Source organism: Arthrobacter sp. FW306-06-A (assembly GCF_021870055.1).
GTDB lineage: Bacteria > Actinomycetota > Actinomycetes > Actinomycetales > Micrococcaceae > Arthrobacter.
The window spans coordinates 1,236,622-1,254,047 of the sequence record NZ_CP084552.1 but is presented as its reverse complement, the minus strand read 5'-3'; the positions used below and the strand labels follow the sequence as shown (position 1 = coordinate 1,254,047).

The following is a 17,426-nucleotide window of genomic DNA, read 5'->3' as shown; positions in this document are numbered from 1 at the left end:
TCATACTGCTCGTCGTTATCAGTTATTCGGCTTTCCGTCCATCAATATTTTGTCCGGTGAACACTCGGAGCTTAGCGGCTGAATGCGCAGTTTAAGGGTGCAGTTGTGGTGAGCGCGGCCGTAGTGGGGATCAAGGTGTACCGCTGATGAGGTTATTACGGCCTGATTCCTCGCGCGGTTACGCATAAACCAAGCGCTTTCGCAAAGCCCGTCCCTAACTAGATGCGCCGTCCTTGAAGGTGACCTCGTAGCCGAGCGAAGCAAATAAGTTGGCAAGCACACTCTTAGCGTTATCAGCGGCCCGTTGCTGCAGATCTGATTCCTCCGCGGCAGCAGCTATCCGGCTTTCGGCGAGGCTGTAGAACTTGGCTTGCTGCGGCGCCTCGAATGCGTCGACAATCTGGTCCGCGACCCCACGCTTTTGGCTGTACACGCGCGTCCGCTCATGGTCAATGTTGGGCTTGTCGAGCTGGGGCTCGGGCAGCCGCACCGTCACCGACTTGCCGTCAGCGGATACCGCAAGGTCTTCTTCAGCTAGGTTCTCTAAATCAACGAGTGCGTTCACGGTTCCAACAGCAACAAACAAAGTTTTTCGGCCCTCGATAAAATCGGGCAGACCACCGATATTTTCCTCGTCCTCTATGACCAGTTCGAAGGTGCCAATGGCCGTATGGAGCTGACTTACGTCCCTCACGGACTTCAGCAGAACGGTTTGACTTGCGTTCGCGATCGGGCCAACTCCAAGCATCGTTGCCACGAGAAGTGCGGCCAGAACTGCGGCCGTCAGCGACGCCACCACTGCGAAGGACTTGAACGATCTAACTCTGGACATCGGACCCCATCTGCCTTGAACGGCATAGGTTCCGTTCCTGTTAGTTAGCCCCCAGCTGGGCTGGAGTGCTGAATGCAACTTCAGTGTAATGAGAGAGGCAGACAGACACGGGCGCGACACTTTCGTGATTGAGGATCTCTGTGTGGGACGATATCGATCGAACGGTAGCGAAACGCGGGGGCTTCAAAATCCTGCTGGCGGCCGGGTCACCCGCCTAGGCGGAATTTCGGCCTGCGAGGGGACATCACATGACAAACAAGAACAACGCGCTCGTGCCGGTATGGACACTTGCGACAACCGAAGTTAGCGTGACTGACGTGCTCGGCAGCGAAGGCCTCACGCCTGCTCGCCTTTCTGAGCTAAGGACAGTGTTGGCAGCACTGGCAGATTCCCCCATCGCCACGCTTGAGATGCATCCGATGCCTCCAGCACGCAATCGGAAGGGTGGGATCCCGCTTGATGCTGCAAGCCCGCTCGCTACGCAGCTGGCACAACTTGTATCGCAAACCGCTAAATCGGCTCCGCAGAAGCTGAATCTCGCCGAGACAGGCGAAGTGCTTTATACAATGGTGGTACCGGCGAAAGTTGCGTCCCAGGTGGGCAGCGGGCTCGTCACTCCGATGGTGTCCAAGACAGTTGCAGGAGGCGTCCATAGCGCGCTGCGCGACTCGCACGGTATCGTAGCCAACGCTACTTTTGTCCCTGTGGCTTGTAGTAAAGCCTCAGCTGTGGGTGCCAGTGCGGCAGGTGCGGCCGGGGCGGCAACTGGTTCGGCCGCGACAGCTGGTGTAGCGGTAGCTAGCGCCGGCGCTTTGACTGTAGCGGCGCCGCTCGTGCTGATGGCAGTGGCCGTCGGCGTCAGCGCGCACGCCGAACAACAACGTCAGGAAGCCATCGAGCGCATCACTGACCTCTTGGAGCAGTTGCACGAGGACTCCCTCGATAAGGAGCGTAACGAACTCGACGGTTCCCGCGAAGCAATCGATAAGGCCACTTCCATTCTCCTCGACAAGGGAAAAATAGGCTTCTCCCTTGGCTTGGATTCCTCTGTGCACGGGATCAACACTGCCATCGCTGCCACCCGTAGGCGGCTGAAGAAGTGGGAAGCTGCATTAGATGCCTTGCCTGACGGCGCAGTCGAAGTGAGCGCACTGAAGAAGTCGTTCCCCGGCGTCACCGAGGAAGGCGGCACGTTTCGAGCTCACTTGGAAATCGCGAGGCTTGCCATCGCTCTGAAACGGCGGGTGCTCGTGCTTCAGGCGGTCGATCACGCCCAGCAGGATACTAGCAACCCGTTTACGAGCTTCATCGGAACACTGCGCGACGACGGGCGCAGCACCGACGAATTGGAGTCCGGCATCACCGAGGTTTTGCACCGACTGGCCAATCTTGAGTTGAAGCGCGACGGCGGATTCCGGCTTCCAGCCTTTACACCGGGCGAGGTAGACCAACTACTTCAAGCCGCCTATCGCCTTCGTGCACTGGGAGACGGTCTTCACACCGATAGTCACCAAGGCGATGTCGCCATCGAGATGGAGCGAAACAGCGACGGATCACTCGTCGTCTTCCCTGCGATCGCTGCGTAATTGCCGACTACGGAAGCAGCACAACCCAACGATGCGGAGCAAATAATGGCCGGAAGAACAGACAAAGCCGCTGCCGCTCTTAAGATCGGCGGGCAGAAAGTGAAGGCTACCGCCGCCAAGGCCTACGCGCTCGCGAGGGACCCCGAAGTGCAGGCGAAGGCCGGTGAGCTTTTCGAGGACGGCAAGAAGTTGTATCGGGCAGCAATAAGCCCCGAGGCAAAAGAGGCCTACCGGCAAGCAGCCGAAGTTATTAATAAACTGCGGAAGAAATAGCCAGGGCGGCCTTCTGCTGCCTCCATTTGGGGTGCGTTCCCGCTAACTGGCCAGTTGCACAAACTCGCCGCGCAGTTCCAGCCGCCCAGTGTCTACCGTATTGCAAGCCTTGATTTAGGCGGGTGGCTACTCCTGCAGTCAGGCGCTCCGCGCCGAACGTCCGGATGGTTTCCCGGTGCAGCTCGTCCACGGTGATGCCGCCTGTCGTGCAGACAACCTCAACCATGGCGTTCCGAAGCTCGACCACGCTGATGTGTTCAGGCTTCCTGGTCACATCAGCTCCAGTCGGCCGGAATTGATCCCACCTTTCCCTGTCGACCGAGACATCCCAGCTGAAGCCGTCCGCGTCGCGGGAGTGGGCAGAGCTATCAAGGACGCCAAGCACGAAGCTTGCCCGCTGCCCGTTCACCTTGTTGAGTTCGAAGGCGGTCGACAGGAAGGATGCTGGCCCATCGGTGATCCGTCGCCCGATAAGATTGTGTCCCATGACCTTCGTGCAATCGGACCCACCTCTTTCTGACGCTGAAATGGTGGATCTCTTCGCCGGTCCTGGTGGACTGGATGTCGCTGCACGCTGGCTGGGATTGTCTGTGGCCGGCATTGAGTGGGACGAAAATGCTTGCGCAACCAGGCGGGCTGCCGGGCTTGGAACCGTGCAAGGTGACGTACGGGATCATGGTCCCGCCGAGTTTCCCCATGCGACGATTCTCGCCGGGGGGCCGCCGTGTCAGACGTACACCGTTGCCGGGGCAGGTGCTGGTCGTAAGGCATTGGACCGGGTCCTGTCCTTTATTACGCGCATGGCCGACGAGGACGACGTCACAACTGAGCTAGCCAGGTTGGATGATGAGCGGACCGGGCTAGTGCTGCAGCCGCTGCGATGGGCATTGGAGGCCCATAAGGCGGGGAACGCCTACGAGGTTATTGTGTTGGAGCAGGTGCCTGCGGTTCTGCCCGTGTGGGAGGCCATGGCAATGGTATTGGAACCACTGGGTTATGGGACGGTGACTGGCGTACTCCACGCAGATGAGTACGGGGTGCCGCAGACGCGCCGTCGCGCGATCCTGATCGCGAGCCGTCACCGCACCCCCGTACTTCCCGCACCCACGCATCACCGATTCAGGAGAAAAGAGGTGAAAGCCTTTACGAGCCGGCCTTCGTTGCTGCCCTGTCTGAGCATCGGCGAAACGTTAGGCCGGGTGGAGCCCTTCGTGATGATCTCCAATTATGGAACCGGCGGGGACCCAAAGGCCCGAGGTCAGCGCACTTCGAAGGAACCGGCTTTCACGGTCACCGGAAAGGTTTCCCGGAACCGGTTGTTCTTCAACGGGAACGAACTCGACCGCCTCACACTTGCGGAGGCTGGCCAGCTCCAGACGTTCCCCGCCGATTACCCGTGGTCGGGCAAGGACGTCTCGCAACAGATAGGTAACGCCATTCCACCGCGACTTGCTGCCCACGTCCTGGCAGCAGCTCTCGGTCGAGATCTTGACGCAAATTTTTTCGACACGATGATAAGAAAACGGTGGACCGACACGGCTCGCGAAACTGCACCACAAAACAACGAGGGTTCCCACGACTATCCTGTGCCGAGGACTGGACCGGTGCCGGCACGACCAATCGGCGGACGTACCCGGCGGGCCCCCAGCCTCGTATCGTCGCAAATCTGAGTGACCGTCACTCCAGAAGTTCTCTTCCCAAATGTGTTCGTTTCTCATACCTCGCATCGTGAATCACTGGGACTGATGACGGTCGCTCATGAACCAACCCAACGCCGCGGTCCCCACAGCCCAGGTAGTGCCATAGCCCGTTAACTCGTGTAGCACCTCTGAGAAGCCTCGCTGTATCAAAAGTCTGCGCGAAAAAGTCGCATCTTGGTGGTAGATATTATCGAGAAGACTTCGGCGGGGGCCGATAGCACTGATCTCGATGTGGGGGACAGAACCAATGACGGTTCGGGATTCATGGGCCGGCGTGACTTCGCCGCTCAGCACGTTTGTTGCGGCTGAAACACAGAGCGCACTCAACGCTTACAGGGCCCGTCCTGATCTTGTCCGCGAGCACAGCAACATTGAAGCTGCTATCTCCCAAGGCGGCTACGGCCGGAAGCAGCTAAACGAACTTATACAAAATGCGGCCGACGCCATCAAGGATGCGGGTGGTCGCATCAAAGTGGTCTTGACAGAGGATGCGCTCTACTGCGCCAACGAGGGGCAGGCCTTTTCGGAGGCGGGCTTTCGGACTCTAATGCTCTCCCACTCATCGGAAAAGCGTGACGATGAGATTGGTCGTTTTGGGTTAGGGTTCAAGTCGGTTATCCAAATAACCTCCGATCCAAAGATCTACAGCCGGAGCGGCTCCGTCTCGTGGAGCCAGACCCGAAGTCGGGAACTTCTCGAAGGCCTGTATCCGAACCTGGAGACTTACCCTATTCTTCGCCTGGCTACTCCGGTGGACCCAGACATCGCTGCAGCCGAAGACGATGTTCTCGCCGAACTCTTCCCTTGGGCCTCCACTGTTGTAAAACTGCCTCTCACTGGTAGTGTCTCCTGGCTGTCCGACGAGATCAAAAAGTTTCCTGGGGAGTTTCTTCTCTTCTCCGAAAAGATTGGATCTCTGGAGTTCGAAGATCGGATCGAAGGATCCGCGCTCACCTGGTCCGCTGATAGGAACGGTAACCGAGTCAATCTCAGTGGTGGGACCGCAACGAACGAGTGGCGCATCTTCCGCGACAAACATGTCGTCAGTACCCAGGCAGCTATCGAGGCTGGAAGCATCGTCGCGCGCAAGCAGGTTGATGTAACTTGGGCCGTTCCGTTAACCGATAATCAGCGGAAAAAACTTGGCAGATTCTGGAACTACTTCCCTACGCAGCACGAAACCTCTCTTCGTGGCATCGTTAACGCCGCCTTCAAAATGAACGAGGATCGGCACAGCATACTGGAAACCCTCTACAACAAGGAGATTCTCACCAGAACACTTCCACGGATGGTGGCCAGTGCTCTGAAGGATCTCAGCACCGATGCTGACCCGGCCCTCTTTCTCGACATTCTTCCGTCGCGTGCCCGAGAGTCTTATTCGTGGGCAGACGCAGCGATCAATAAGCCGATCTTCGCGATACTTCCCTTCGCACCATGTTTGCCGGACAGGTCTGGAACATTGCGCCTTCCAAGTGAACTTAAGGTCCAGCCCGTTTTGGAAGAAGCAACCCGGCTGACCGCGTTGTGGGATTCGTGGGTGCCAGTAGACCGACCCTGGTTGCACTCCGCTGCATTGCGAGGGCGAGAGCCGCAGGTGGTGCGCATCCTGCAGGAAGCAAATCTGAAACGGGCTTCAGTCGAAGAATGGCTGGAAGAGGTTGCTGCAGGAGGCGAGCTCCAAGATTACGAGAACGCTCTGCAGCTGGCCGCCATGATCGACAAGTCCTATGCGGATTACCGGCCAGCCATGCGGCGGAGCCGAGTCGTGCTCATGTCGGACGGCAGTGTTCAAGCCCCGATCACGTCAAGAGTATTTCTCCCTATGAGCGCCGACGAGGAGTCGGCCAATATCGTTTCGTATGACTTGATGCATCACGGCAACGCGAACAGCTACCTTCGTGCTCTTGACCTACAAGCACAAGATGGCCGTGGCGTCGTCAGCCGAGTCGCCAGCGAAGTCGCCCAAGACTACTCTGACTCGCAGCTCGCGCAGTCTCTCTGGAGGCTTACCCGGTCGCTTGCAGTACCAGAGAGCCTGGCTGTACTCAACGAGAGAACTGAGCCCGCAAAGATCTTAGTTCGTTGCCGCGACCATAAATGGCGCCAACTGGCCAACGTATGGCTCGCAGGTAGTTTGATTCCGCAGACGAGCATCGGCGATGAGCATCTTCTGGTAGACGACCAGTACCATGCGCACGACATTGCGCTGTTGAAGAACTTAGGAGCTCGGACGTCTCTTGCGGAGGCCAAGATGACGCGCGCCGGTGAAACCTACGAACTCTGGAAGCACTCTGAGGCAAGCCGTCTTGCCGATGCATCTCGTAACGGACCCGCACCCCTTTCCGAGGCCGGGATACGCTTCAACCAGGCGCTTACGACGGATGGCCTTCACCTTCTACTTGCTGCCTCAGCCGCAACCAGGGCGAAAGTCACACGAACCATTTTGGCCCGTCCACAGTATCCAACCAAGATTGAATTCAGCAGTGGTTTTCGAGCTCCTGAGACGATCGACGGGCCGGATCTCTGGTGGGTCAAAAACCATGGGGCTTTTGAGACTCCTCTCGGATTGGTGGACACCAAGCAATGCGTCGGCAAAGTTGATGGGATACCCTCCGACTACCTGCCCTTCCCGGGTGAAGAAGAAGCAACCGCCTTACGTTTGCCAACTGATCCTCGCCAGATCCAGTGGGGTTTCGTCCTTTCCTTGGCCGAACAGCGTCTGCCGATGCTTCAGCTGCACGAGCTCTATGGGGCCTTGGCTGTCCTGGACGTGCGTCCGCCGAAGGAGCTTCTCACCCCTCTTAGCGGAGGCCGAAGCACACGCTATCTGACATCAGACGTGGTACTGGCCGCCGATCTTAAGTCCCGCGACTACCTTGTGGAAACAGCCGATGTCCCAGTCCTGTACACAGATCATCCGGATCTGGATGTCGCCCTGACCGAGAACTGGGGTTTCGAACCCGTCGCAGTCGAATTCCTCACCGCGCCTCGAGCCATACCAGTTGAAGGAGAAGAGCCGGAAAGTATCAAATCGCGATTCCCATATCTCAAGCGTGCGGCCAGTGAAGTTGCCGTTCAGACTTTATGCGTCGCCTGTGTCTCGGTCGAAGAAGTGCAGACGAACAGCTATGACTCCAGGTCAGTGGCCACGCCAAGGGCGTCTTATCTTCAGGATGGCGTTCTCTACTACCGCGCTCCACAGGGCGAACAAGCTTTGCTCACAACCATTCTCGGTGCATTTGGCAGCAAACGTTCCTCGGCGCAGGTCATGCAGGCGATGCGGCAGCTGAAGAAGGACGACGAGGCTCAAGCTCGAATTGGACGTGTGAACAAGCAGAAGACCGATGCTGGCAAAGTGGCGGAGCTCGTAGGTCGGGAAACCCTCCGTGAGTTGATTCCCGAAGCTGTCATGAAGATGCTTGAAGCCCGGGACCTGGAACTGACCGATGAACGCATGTTCGATATTGTCAGTAACCTCCATGGCAGCAGCTTGCTCAAGGTTCTCAAACCTGCGCTCGAAGAGGCTGGAATCGAAACGCCTGACCAATTCCGTGGAGGTCGAACGGCTCGGGAGTTTGTCAAGGAACTCGGCTTTTCCCCGGCACTCGCCGGCGAATCCATCAAGAGGAAGCCGGAACGCGAAGAATTTGTCGGACCCATGGGTCTTAAGCCACTCCACGCCTACCAAGAATCCACCAGTCGGAAAATTTGCGACCTTCTGGCTAAGCGAACTCCGCATCGGCGCGGCTTGGTGCAGCTTCCAACAGGTGCCGGCAAGACCCGCGTCGCCGTCGAATCAGTGATCCGGGATATCGCCTCGACTCCCAAGGACCAGCGTCGTCTGGTCCTGTGGATTGCGCAGTCTGACGAGCTCTGTGAGCAAGCGATCGAAACCTGGACATACGTTTGGCAAGCTGCCGGTTCTCCTGGCGAACGGATGGCGGTGAGCAGGCTATGGGGCGGCAACAAAGCCGTCCGTGAGGAGACCAAACTTCACCTGGTCGTCGCCACAATTCAGACGCTTTTCAGCATCTACCAGAACAGGCGCCAGATGTACGACTGGATGTCCGATCCGGACCTCGTCATCATCGACGAGGCCCATGGAGCAACGACTACTCAGTACACGCAGGTCCTCACCTGGTTGGGCCGTTCGTACACGGAGAAGTCGCGATCGTTACTTGGACTCTCTGCCACGCCGTATCGGGGCTCCAACGAGAAAGAGACAGAACGGCTCGTTGCACGTTTCGGCAGGAATCTTATTGAGCCAGACGAGTTCAGTGCGGAAAACGCACATGAGTACCTGCAGGGAATCGAAGTCTTGGCCAGAGTCAACCACGAGGAACTGAAGGGGATAGAACTCAGGCTAAAGGACATGCCTTCGGCTACGGATCAGGAGTCACAAAGCTCAATGCTTGAGGCAAGGATCGACCTCCAGCAAGTAGCGGACAGCACACAGCGTAACGAAGCCATTCTGGATCACATTAAGGCGTCCAAGACGAATGGACCAACGCTCGTCTTTGCCGCCTCGGTAGAGCACGCTGAGGCACTTGCTGCTGTGCTCTCGGTGGAAGGCATTCCGGCGGCCGCTATATCAGGAAAGACGGACCTCGGGCACAGACGCTCAATTATCGAGGACTTCCGGAATGAAAAGATCCGGGTGCTCACAAACTTCGATGTGCTCACCCAGGGTTTTGACGCACCCAGGGTCGACGCCGTTTACGTGTGCCGCCCAACCTTCTCACCGAACAAATACATCCAGATGATCGGGCGCGGTCTTCGTGGGCCCCGTAACGGCGGCAGCGAAGAAGTCTTGATTGTGAACGTCAAGGATAATCTGGACCATTACGGACATAAATTGGCGTTCACCCAGTTCGACTATTTGTGGAGAAACGAGGCAATAAGTGCTCGCTGAGATTGAGCTGGACGAGAGTCAGCGGGCGGTAGCGGAAGCGGAACCAGAGGACAGGCTGTTTGTCACGGCCGCGGCGGGGCAAGGCAAGACCGAGGTGCTTCTGGCCCGAGTAAAAACACTCGTAGAAGACGGTCTGAATCCGGCCGACGAGATTCTTGTGCTGAGTTTCTCAAGAGCCGCCATCGAAGCAGTACGGAAACGTGCTCGTGTGCATGACCTGGATGGCTTGCAGATCAGGACGTTCGACTCCTTTGCCGCGCAAATACTGATCGACATGGACGAAGATACTCTCAGTGACAGCTTCGATGCGCGGATCAGGAAAGCGACGCGTTACATTGCCGGCGAAGAGACACCCGACCGCATCTTGCACCTAAAGCACATTCTGGTTGATGAAGCCCAGGACCTCGTGGGAGACCGGGCGGAGCTTGTCTTGGCCTTGTTCGCCGCATTAGGCGAGGACCTGGGCTTCACTGTGCTCGGGGATCCGTTGCAGGGTATATACGATTTCCAGCTGAAAGAGTCAGACTCAAAGCTGACCTCCGGAGAGCTCATCGAGAAGCTGAAAACTGATTTTGGTGCTGAACACCAGAAGTTGGCCAGACACTATAGAGCGGTCACTGACCGAACCAGGGAGCTCATTTCGGTGGGGGACGAAATACGGAGCCTCGGTGAGCTCGATAATTCAGGTTCAGAGACAGCACACGGCCTCCTTGACGACTTCCGAAGGCAAGTGTCCAGCACCTCGCTGCTAAATGAGTCCGGGGCGCTATCCCCGAACGCCGGCGAGACGACTGCCCTCCTCTGTTCGACAAACTACGAGGTCCTTGTCGCGAGCGAACTTCTGTGGCAAAACGGCTATCCGCATCTGGTTCGCCGTAAAGCTCAGGACATGAGTGTGGCGCCGTGGGTGCACCAGGTCTTCAAAGACCTCGAAGACCGAACGTACGATGCGGACGACATCAAGTCACGCCTTACCGCTCTCTTCGGCGACTCAGCAGCTGACCTATGGCTTGCGCTAAAGACAGCCGAGGGGAATTTCACGGCTTACAACTCCTTGAATGTCCCCCAGCTGAGTCAGCGACTCCGCAGCAGGTCCATTCCGCTAACCCTTACGGTGGAGGATACTGCGAGCCTCATACTTTCGACTGTTCACCGGGCCAAGGGGCTTGAGTTCACGAACGTCCTTTATCTGCAGCCCGAGTTTGGATCGCCGGCGGCTCAGCAGAACGAGGCGACGCTCAAGCAGAAGTACGTTGCACTGACCCGTGCCCGGGAAGAAGTCATCTCAACAAAACTGCCCAGGAAACTACTGCAGTACGCCGATGGCTCCACAGGGCGTTGGCTCGAAAAGGCCTTTGGCAGGAATCGGATGCAATACACAGCCCGGATGGAATTCCTCAACTCGGATATCGATGACGTCTCGCCGTACTACCCCGCAGACGGCGACGCCCAGGCAATCCAGGACAACCTCGTATTGGATGACCTATTGGGTCAGGTTGTGTCTGGCTCTCTACAATCCGAACCGGAGCCAGGCGACGTGCCCCGCTATGTATTGACCACCAGTGAAGGCAAGGTTATCGGGCGAACCAGTCAAGCCTTCGCGTATGCCCTCAAGAAGAATTTTGCGTTCAAGACCCATCGGAGCCATGAGTGGCCAGCAGGATTCACCGGCGCCCGCGTCACATCAATTGAATGCGCGACCGGCCATCCGGAAGAAACGAAGCTGACGGGGTTGGGATCCTCGGGCATGTGGTTGGTCCCTCGGCTGACCGGTTTGATTACACGGACGAAGAACTAGGAGCAATAAGTGTCGATACTAGAGGCTAAGTACGCCTTCCGCCGTGAAATGGTAGACCGCCTCGAGACAGATCTATATGGACCTGGAGCCCCTGACGAACTCATCACAGAACGTCCACTGGAGCGCTACGTGACGGGCGTACTTTGGCCCGCAGCTGACGACACCTACGTGGAAGCCCCTGACGAGCCAGAGTCCGTTGCTGCAGCTTCAGGAGAGGCCTCCGTGGACAGCTCCGTCGCGAACGCCCGCCTGACCTATCCCAGCAGTGTAGGCCTTACCGTCTCCGTGGATACAAACCGTTCCACGTCCCTGCTTGTCACCCCGACAGCAGCGCGCTATACGCCAATAGCTACCGTCAGGGAGAGTGGCAGCAAACGGCGTGACACCTATGATTGGCAGCGAACTGCCGCTGATTTGCCCGAGATCGAGGTAGATCTTGCTGCATCGGGACCTCAGCGTCACCTGCTTGAGGGCGGCGCCCTGGAGCTGTATGCATTGGTGCGTGCCCCGGAAGATGCTGTTGTTACTGTCACCGTTGTTCTCCGGAACACGCAACCCAAGCCGGACCCGGCCTCCGACAAGGATGTGGCGTGCTGGTTCCAGGCCGGCATTTCAGTCCACACGCCAGTCCCGGCGCTGGTAGACCGTTCCAAGCTCCGCACCAGCGTCCCGTCCGACCCAGACTTGGCGTCCTCGGAGCTTCTCTACCGCAACCATATGGTCTTCGGGGCAGGCCACGGCTGCGCAATCGAAGTACAAGAGTCCGACGTCGACGGGCGGCTTTGTCAACGAGTCTCGTCAACGTTTGTCCCACGGCAAGACGTCCACAGATCCATGGCTGGAGGCAGTGCCGCCAATCTCTCGCTGCCTTTCATGGCAGCAGCACCACGTGAAGAAGTCGTTGCCGAACTCAACCGCCTCGCAGAGGACTACTCGACCTGGATCGCGGCATCGACTGCATCTGCAACACAGGACGGGCCAGCGTACGTGCCACCCCACCTGCGCGGGGTCGCTGGCGAACACATGACGCAGGCGGGGATCGCCCACACTCGCATCAAGGCTGGAATCAGATTGCTCGCCGATGATGAGAAAGCCTTTCAGGCGTTTCAGTTGGCGAACAAAGCGATGCACATGCAGCGTTCCCGCCAGGACTGGGTACGAAAAGGAGCCAAGGGCGATTTCGAACTTGGTGAGCAGAGTTGGCGTCCCTTCCAGATCGCTTTCATCCTCATCAATCTGCCGTCTCTAACGGACGACCAACACGAGGAAAGGGACATAGCCGATCTCCTTTGGTTTCCCACTGGTGGTGGAAAAACCGAAGCATATCTCGGACTTATCGCCTATCTCCTACTTCTTCGACGGCTTCGGGACAACAGCGTTCGCGGTGTTGCTGTGATCATGCGCTACACGCTGCGACTTCTGACCATCCAACAGTTCGAGCGCGCCGCCATGCTCATCTGCTCGCTCGAGTCCGTGCGGCTGGACAACGAGAATCGTCTTGGAGACGCACCATTTAGCATCGGCCTCTGGGTCGGCGGAGGCGCCACCCCGAACGACATCGCAACTGCGAGGACGAATCTCGGAAAGCTCAGGAACAATCAGGAAGTCATCGAAGGCAACCCCAAACAGATAGAAGCATGCCCTTGGTGTGGCACCCGACTCACAGTCGACGACTACCGGATCACCAAGGTACCGACAGATCGCATGACTGTGACGTGCTCCAATCGCTCTTGCGACTTTGCTGGCGGCCTTCCAGTTCATATAGTCGACACGGACGTCTATAGGGAGCGCCCAGAGCTGGTGATCGGCACCGTCGACAAGTTCGCCGGCATGTCTTGGCGGGGCGAAATTGCTACTCTTTTTGGACGCCTCTCCCCTACTGACCTGGGCCCGGACCTGATCATCCAGGATGAGCTACACCTTATTTCCGGACCCCTCGGTTCTACCGTTGGATTGTTCGAAACGGCTGTCGACTTGGCCGCCAGTGGCATCGGGCGTGAAGGGGGCTCAGAAGCCAGAAAGCCAAAGATCGTTGCCTCCACGGCTACGATTCGAAGGGCACAAGACCAGATTCGCTCCGTCTTCAACCGACAATCCAGCCTCTTCCCACCCCCGGGACTTGATCCTGACGACTCCTTCTTTGCCCAGAAGGCCCCCTCCGACCAATTCGGGACACGCCAATACGTTGGAGTGCTCGCGTCCGGCACCAGTCACGCGACGCTGATGGTCCGCACCTACGCCTCGTTGTTGCACTCGGCCAACATTATTGAGGCGGCAACGGCCGAAGACCGTGACCCCTACTGGACGCTAATGGGGTACTTCAACAGTCTCCGTGTTCTTGGCTCCGCTTACCTTCAGGTATACGACGACGTCCGGGCCCGCCTTAATCTCCTGGCGAAACGCGAAGGCAGGCTGGAGGGGCGTGGAATTCAACTGAGCGAGCTGACAAGCCGCGTTGAAAACCACAAAATTCCAGAGGCGCTCAAGTCCTTGGAGAAGAGCTTGATGAGTAGCCAGGTCCCTGAAGACGTCGTATTAGCCACGAACATGATCTCGGTTGGCCTGGACGTCGACCGTCTGGGTCTCATGGCAGTCATGGGACAGCCGCAATCAAGCGCAGAGTACATTCAGGCCACGAGCCGCGTCGGGCGACAGCACCCGGGCCTGGTAGTCACCATCTTCAACGCAGCGCGCACACGGGACCGCTCACACTACGAATCCTTCAACGACTTCCATGGAGCTCTGTATAGGGCCGTTGAAGCAACCAGCGCAACGCCTTTTGCAGCCAGATCCAGGGATCGCGGCCTCCACGCAGTCCTAGTATCCGCATTGAGGATGCTTGTGCCCGACCTCCGGACTAGTGCTGGAAATGTACGGAACGAATCCCAGGTAGTTGACCAAATCCTCTCACTCGTTGGGAATCGAGTCGCAGAAATCGATAAGTGTTTGGACCAAGATGAGGCACCAGCCACGCGCGAAGAGTTGGAGCGACTTCTCAATATATGGCGGAAAGCAGCCCTTGCTGACGCTGATCTGCCTTACGAAGGCAAGCGAAATTCACCCCGGTCGCTGCTCATCGATTCCAGCAAAGCCCTTGAAGATCCCGACTTCGTCTACAGCACAAGCACCATTCCCTGGCCCACGCCCCGCAGCATGCGCGACGTTGACGCAGAAACCGCACTCCGGCCGGCCCCAATGAGGAAGGATGCCACCCTTGGCTAAAAAGACCTATGCCGCCCGGCGCAGTCAGCTGATCTCCACGTTCGGAGTCGGCAGCCTGTTCCCAGCCGAAAACAACAGCTTCATGATCACCAGCATCGATCAGTGGGACCGGAAGCATTTGAAGCCAGTCAGTGAGCCACGTCTGGCCAGAAGCTTGAGAGTGTCTGAGCTCCTGCTTCCCCCGGCAGGAGCCCGCGGGAAGATCCCCGTGGTTCGCTTCCCGCAGATGCTTGTTTGTCCCAACTGCAACCGCCTCGGAAAGATCCAGCAGTTACAAGCGTCCTACGAGGATCCCAAGTGTGGCCTATGTAAGTCGCTGGCACCACTAACTCCATCGCGATTCGTCGTCGCATGCGAGGACGGACATATCGACGACTTTCCCTATTCCTATTGGGTTCATGGCTTCACTCCGACAGAGGATGCCAACCACTTGCTCTCGCTTGCCTCGGAAGGCCGGACGTCTTCCCTGGCCGACATGGTGGTCCGGTGTTCATGCGGAAAATCCCGGACAATGGCCGACGCCTTCAACTCCATCGCCTTGAAGGAGATGAAATGCCAGGGGAACCGGCCATGGCTCGGCTGGGGATACAGGGAGCGTGAATGCGGTAAGCCTCCAAAGACCGTGCAGCGTGGTGCATCTAACGTCTGGTTTCCAGTAGTCAGATCTGCAATCTCGATTCCTCCGTACTCGGAGTTCCTGGCGAAGGTCGTGACGTCGAAGGCTTCACAACTCAGCCAACCACAGGCACTTGAACCGGAGTCCGCGTGGGTTTTGGAGGGCGTTGTTCAGGAGTTTGATGGGCGCTTCTCTGTGGACGAGCTGCGGGCGGAAATCAGACGCCAGTTTCACGGCAGTGAAGAGACCGAGCTATCGGAAGACCAGCTTCGTGAGCAAGAGTTCCTTGCGCTGATGAACGGCCGGAAGGACAGCCCGGACACAGACTTTGTCGCTGAAAAAGTAGCCGTACCGGCCGCCCACCAGCATTGGATCAAGGCCGCACGAAAAATCACCCGGCTAAGGGAAGTACGGGCGCTTTACGGTTTCAGCCGCCTGCAACCAAGAGGCGAGGACAAGCCCGACGCAAAGCTGTCACCGCTCTCCCCTGACGACAACCGCCAGAACTGGCTGCCCGCAATCGAGACGCTCGGCGAGGGACTCTTCGTAGCCCTGGACAGGTCACAGGTTGAAGCGTGGGCAAAAACTGACTTCGCCGCAAGCCGGGAAAACACTCTGTGGATCAATGCCAAGCGTGCAGCGAAGCAGCGGGGACTGGACCCCGCCCCCGTGAGCATTGTGGAAACCCTGGTCCACACACTGTCCCACATCATCATCGACCAGCTTTCCCTCGACGCAGGCTACCCGGCATCTTCAATCCGGGAACGTCTCTATGTGGGTCAGGATCAGGTCGGAGTGCTTCTTTACACGGCCTCATCGGACTCGGCCGGCAGCCTGGGTGGCATCGCAGCGCAGGCGAGCCCTAAGCGGCTTGGTCCTGCACTGGATGAAGGCTTGTTCCGTACATCGTGGTGCTCGGCCGACCCTGTCTGCATCGAGTCGCGAGGATCAGGAACTGACGCGCGCAACCTCGCAGCCTGCCATTGCTGCGTCCTCGTCCCGGAAACTAGCTGCGAGCTGTTCAATTCCAATTTGGACCGGGGCACCCTATTCGGCGTGCACGGGCAGATTGGGCTCGGTTTTATTGAATGGGCACAGTTGAATCCTCTCGGGACGCTTGGCGTCGAGGCCTCAGGGAAATCCTCCGTTGCCGAAGACTTGGGCATTCCGGAAAGCGTCCGGCAGAGCGCCTGGCTGACCGTCTTTGCCGAATCCAGTCACGATTTGAAGGAACTGATTCCCGAACTTGTAGAAGTCGAGGTAGAGCTCGGAGACTGGGGGGCAGACATCGGCCCAGACAACCAGTGGCAGGTAGATCTGTTGTGGCCTTCCTCCCGAGTGGCAGTACTCGTGGACCGCGACGACGAACGGGACGACTGGCTTGCGGAGCAGGGGTGGACCACGTATCACACGAAGGACTTCGCACCTTCTGATCTCGCGGACAAGCTGGCGGACAAGGTTTATTAGGGCGAGGTGGGTGGGGGTCGGGAGTCCGCCCCCCACCCATCTCCCAGTAGTTCTAATCCAGGAAGTACTCATAGCTCAAGGGCACGAGGTTTTCGGGCGACGGCGTCCAGTCGGGATAAACACTCATCAGCCCGTCCGCGGTAGTGATCTTGCCATCCAGATGGCGCTCCCATTGAATCTCCGCAACCACGACTAAATCTGTTTGGGCGAACTCGTTGGCATTTGTCACCTCGTTGCGGGTGAGGATGACCTTTTGAACGTGTCCTTGAGAACCCTTCACTTCGACGCGGCGAACTTCGTCACCACGCACTGCTTCGAGGTCGTAGGACCGGTAGGCTCCGACATCCTCCACAGCGAACCCCAAAGTCTCGTAGTGTCCAATCGCCTGACGCACGGCCTGCATCTCGATGGCTTTCTTAAGGACCGGATCCGCGCAGAAGCCAGCGTACCGCTGGCGCACACCGTTTTGCCCACTCACAGGAGGTGCGACGAGAGGCCGGTCAAAGCCACCCCAATCGCTGTCCGGCAGAAGGTCCGGCGCAGCTTGGATGACCTCCGCCGGGAGCTTGAACAGGTACCCCTGGTTCGGTTTCAGCCCGCTCGTCGGATGCTCCTGAAACGGAAAATAGATGGTGAACTTGCCGCGCCCGGAGTAATCATGTTCAAGTTCGCTCTTAATGCCAAGGATGTCGGACTGATGATCTGCACGGAGATCGGTCAGGAGATAGGGGTGAGGCAAAGGCGTGTAGTTCGTCAGGGGAATCGTGTTTGCGGGCTTCCCGTACCAGTCCCCTGCGCGGGGCTGAAGCTCCCCCGCTACGATCGACGCACCATACATGCCGGATTTGAAACGCATTGGATTGTTCTTTCCAACCCAATGGAGAACAACATCTCCGACGCGCACGTCCCTCATCAAGTCATAACGCGGTGTATCGGGGGCAATGAGCTCGCTCCCCCAGGTGTCCACGTTGACCAGTTCCATCCAGTACCGCTGTTTGGCGTCTCCATCCCACCATCGGG

At 58.0% G+C, this 17,426-nt stretch carries 10 protein-coding genes; 7 read left to right on the top strand and 3 right to left on the bottom strand.

The window, feature by feature from the left end; genetic code table 11:
• Positions 1 to 214: 214 nt before the first annotated feature.
• Entirely contained in the window at positions 215 to 799 is a 585-nt protein-coding gene (locus LFT49_RS05845) for a DUF4230 domain-containing protein (protein ID WP_237430036.1), read from the bottom strand.
• 281 nt (positions 800 to 1,080) lie between these two features.
• Between LFT49_RS05845 and LFT49_RS05840 the strand changes: the two genes are divergently transcribed.
• The gene (locus LFT49_RS05840) at positions 1,081 to 2,418 is read left to right on the top strand and encodes a hypothetical protein (protein ID WP_237430035.1); all 1,338 of its coding nucleotides are present in this window, start codon (positions 1,081 to 1,083) and stop codon (positions 2,416 to 2,418) included.
• A 45-nt stretch (positions 2,419 to 2,463) separates the two neighbouring features.
• Positions 2,464 to 2,691 (top strand): hypothetical protein, encoded by a 228-nt coding sequence (locus LFT49_RS05835; protein WP_237430034.1) that lies wholly within the window; start codon positions 2,464 to 2,466, stop codon positions 2,689 to 2,691.
• On the opposite strand, the gene LFT49_RS05830 is transcribed toward LFT49_RS05835, so the two are convergent.
• The gene (locus LFT49_RS05830; RefSeq protein WP_237430033.1) at positions 2,669 to 3,178 is read right to left on the bottom strand and encodes a hypothetical protein; all 510 of its coding nucleotides are present in this window, start codon (positions 3,176 to 3,178) and stop codon (positions 2,669 to 2,671) included. The genes LFT49_RS05835 and LFT49_RS05830 overlap by 23 nt on opposite strands.
• Here LFT49_RS05830 and LFT49_RS05825 point away from each other — a divergent pair.
• From LFT49_RS05825 to drmB, 5 genes are all read left to right on the top strand, one after another.
• Positions 3,177 to 4,361, top strand: coding sequence for a DNA cytosine methyltransferase (locus LFT49_RS05825; RefSeq protein WP_237430032.1), 1,185 nt, complete (start codon positions 3,177 to 3,179; stop codon positions 4,359 to 4,361). The two genes, LFT49_RS05830 and LFT49_RS05825, sit on opposite strands and share 2 nt — an antisense overlap.
• Before the next feature lie 277 nt (positions 4,362 to 4,638).
• Positions 4,639 to 9,303: a DEAD/DEAH box helicase gene (locus LFT49_RS05820; RefSeq protein ID WP_237430031.1), complete on the top strand. Its 4,665-nt coding sequence runs from the start codon at positions 4,639 to 4,641 to the stop codon at positions 9,301 to 9,303.
• Positions 9,293 to 11,101, top strand: coding sequence for a UvrD-helicase domain-containing protein (locus LFT49_RS05815; protein WP_237430030.1), 1,809 nt, complete (start codon positions 9,293 to 9,295; stop codon positions 11,099 to 11,101). The genes LFT49_RS05820 and LFT49_RS05815 overlap by 11 nt, the downstream gene beginning before the upstream one ends.
• A 9-nt stretch (positions 11,102 to 11,110) precedes the next feature.
• Positions 11,111 to 14,323, top strand: a complete 3,213-nt coding sequence (locus tag LFT49_RS05810; RefSeq protein WP_237430029.1) for a helicase-related protein — start codon at positions 11,111 to 11,113, stop codon at positions 14,321 to 14,323.
• Entirely contained in the window at positions 14,316 to 16,406 is a 2,091-nt protein-coding gene (gene drmB, locus LFT49_RS05805; RefSeq protein WP_237430028.1) for a DUF1998 domain-containing protein, read from the top strand. Before LFT49_RS05810 ends, drmB begins: the two co-directional genes overlap by 8 nt.
• A 52-nt stretch (positions 16,407 to 16,458) precedes the next feature.
• Here the strand turns inward: drmB and LFT49_RS05800 are convergent, their stop codons facing one another.
• A complete protein-coding gene (locus LFT49_RS05800) occupies positions 16,459 to 17,388 on the bottom strand; it encodes a protein NO VEIN domain-containing protein (protein ID WP_237430027.1) in 930 nt (309 codons plus the stop codon).
• Between the last annotated feature and the right edge of the window lie 38 nt (positions 17,389 to 17,426).